This window comes from Brevundimonas sp., from assembly GCF_036399195.1.
GTDB lineage: Bacteria > Pseudomonadota > Alphaproteobacteria > Caulobacterales > Caulobacteraceae > Brevundimonas.
The window spans coordinates 1-2,077 of record NZ_DASWNO010000303.1 but is presented as its reverse complement, the minus strand read 5'-3'; the positions used below and the strand labels follow the sequence as shown (position 1 = coordinate 2,077).

Here is a 2,077-nt window from a genome sequence, read left to right as displayed (position 1 = left end):
CGCGCGGCGCCCTGCTGCATGCGGGCGGGGATCTCTTCCGAGAACAGTTCGAGGAGGAGTTGGGGCATCTACCGGATATCGTATCGTTTCGCTCCCTTCCCCCTGGAGGGGGGAAGGGTCGGGGATGGGGGTGGCGCTGTTTCAGCCACGATCTGTTCGACGACGGCCATCAGGTCGTCGCGGACCCGCTTTTCGGGGAAGCGGATGACACGATAGCCTTCAGCATTGAGCCACCGAGTGCGCCCGGCATCGCGTTCCTGCCGATCCGGCAGGTCATGAAACGGACCGTCGACCTCGATCACCAACCGCGAGGCCAGATGAGCGAAATCCGCGACAAAGCGGCCGATGGGAGCCTGACGGCGAAAGTTCATCTTGCGCTTGCGCAGCGCTTCCCAAAGAAGCCGCTCGGCGAAGGATTGCTCCTGCCGCAGGCGACGGGCGCGGTCCGTGCCGCCGGGCGCGATGCGCTGCGGAGGGCGAGACGCGGACAGGCCGCCACCCCCATCCCCGACCCTTCCCCCCTCCAGGGGGAAGGGCGCGATGTGGCGGTCGTCGGTTGTCACGCCCGTCCCCTTTCCTGCTCGACCCATTCGACAGCGCACGCCTTGCACAGGTCCCGGATCCTCCCGATGTAGCTCTGGCGCTCGGCCACGGCGATGGCCCCGCGGGCGTCCATCAGGTTGAACAGGTGCGACGCCTTCAGCACCTGATCGTAGGCCGGCAGGACCAGCGCCTGGCCCTGCGGTCCCTTCATCTCGAGGAAGCGCGAGACCTCGGCGACCATGTCCTCGAACCGGCGCTTCAGCCCGTCGACGTCATATCCGTGGAAGTTCGCTTCCGACTGCTGGCGCTCGTTCTCGAGGAAGACCTCGCGATAGGTCAGGCCGTCCCGGTTGAACTTCAGGTCGTACACGTTGTCGACGCCCTGAACGTACATCGCCAGCCGCTCCAGCCCGTAGGTCAGCTCGCCGGAGACGACGTCGACCTCGATGCCGCCGACGCCCTGGAAATAGGTGAACTGCGTCACCTCCATGCCGTCGCACCAGACCTCCCAGCCCAGCCCCCAGGCGCCCACCGTCGGGTTTTCCCAGTCGTCCTCGACGAAGCGGATGTCGTGCAGCTTCGGATCGATCCCGATCGCCGCCAGCGATCCCAGATACAGCGCCTGCAGGTCCGCCGGGTTCGGCTTCAAGATCACCTGATATTGGTAATAGTGCTGTAATCTATTGGGATTTTCACCATAGCGACCGTCGCCGGGCCGCCGCGACGGCTGCACATAGGCCGCCTTCCACGGACGCGGGCCCAACGCCCGCAGCACCGTCGCCGGATGCAGCGTCCCCGCCCCGACCTCGATGTCGTAGGGCTGCAGGATTGCGCAGCCCTGATCGCCCCAGTAGCGGTGGAGCGTCAGGATCAGGTCCTGGAACGAGAGCGGCTCGGTGGTCACGGGGTTTTTTCGTCCGGGAAAGAAGGCGGCGGACCCTAGACGTGGCGGTTTCGGCGGGCAAGGCGAAGCCCGGCCTACGCTTCCTTAAGCGCCCTCCGCTACACACCGTCCCATGAAGCAGATCGACCAGCTGCGCCGCCGGGCCGCCCGCTATCTGGACATCGCGCCGGTGACGGTCGCGCCCGCGCGCGGGATCTTCTCGCTCAGCTTCGACGACATCCCCGCCACCGCCTGGACCGAGGCGGGCCCGATCCTGGCGCAGCACGGCGTCAAGGCGACCTACTACGTCTGCGGCGGCCTCGCCGGACGGCGCAACATGGACCGCGACCAGTTCGAGGTCGCGCACCTGCAGGCGCTGCACGCGGCCGACCATGAGGTCGGCTGCCACACCTTCGGCCACACCAGCGTCCTGCGCATGAGCGAAGAGGCCCTGCGGCTCAGCCTCGACGCCAACGCCGCCTGGGTCGCCGAGCGGCTGGGCGGCTATCGCATGACCACCTTCGCCTACCCCTTCGGAGACGCCACGGTGTCGGCCAAGCGCATGATCCGCGAACGCTTCGCCCTCGGGCGGGGCGTCCGCGACGGCGTCAACGTCGGGCGCGAGGACCGGGGCCTGATCAGGAGCATCGG

At 67.5% G+C, this 2,077-nt stretch carries 4 protein-coding genes; 1 reads left to right on the top strand and 3 read right to left on the bottom strand.

The window, feature by feature from the left end:
• The 3 genes from VGB60_RS13340 to VGB60_RS13275 all read right to left on the bottom strand — a co-directional run.
• The coding region (locus tag VGB60_RS13340; protein ID WP_414644530.1) for a hypothetical protein at positions 1–68 on the bottom strand (68 nt) is incomplete at its 3' end.
• Complete coding sequence (locus VGB60_RS13280; protein WP_331038723.1) at positions 69–590, bottom strand: endonuclease domain-containing protein; 522 nt, start codon at positions 588–590, stop codon at positions 69–71. It lies immediately after the preceding gene.
• The gene (locus tag VGB60_RS13275) at positions 560–1,447 is read right to left on the bottom strand and encodes a glycine--tRNA ligase subunit alpha (RefSeq protein ID WP_331038722.1); all 888 of its coding nucleotides are present in this window, start codon (positions 1,445–1,447) and stop codon (positions 560–562) included. The genes VGB60_RS13280 and VGB60_RS13275 overlap by 31 nt, the downstream gene beginning before the upstream one ends.
• A gap of 112 nt (positions 1,448–1,559) precedes the next feature.
• Between VGB60_RS13275 and VGB60_RS13270 the strand changes: the two genes are divergently transcribed.
• A partial coding sequence (locus VGB60_RS13270; RefSeq protein WP_331038721.1) for a polysaccharide deacetylase family protein occupies positions 1,560–2,077 on the top strand: 518 nt, incomplete at its 3' end.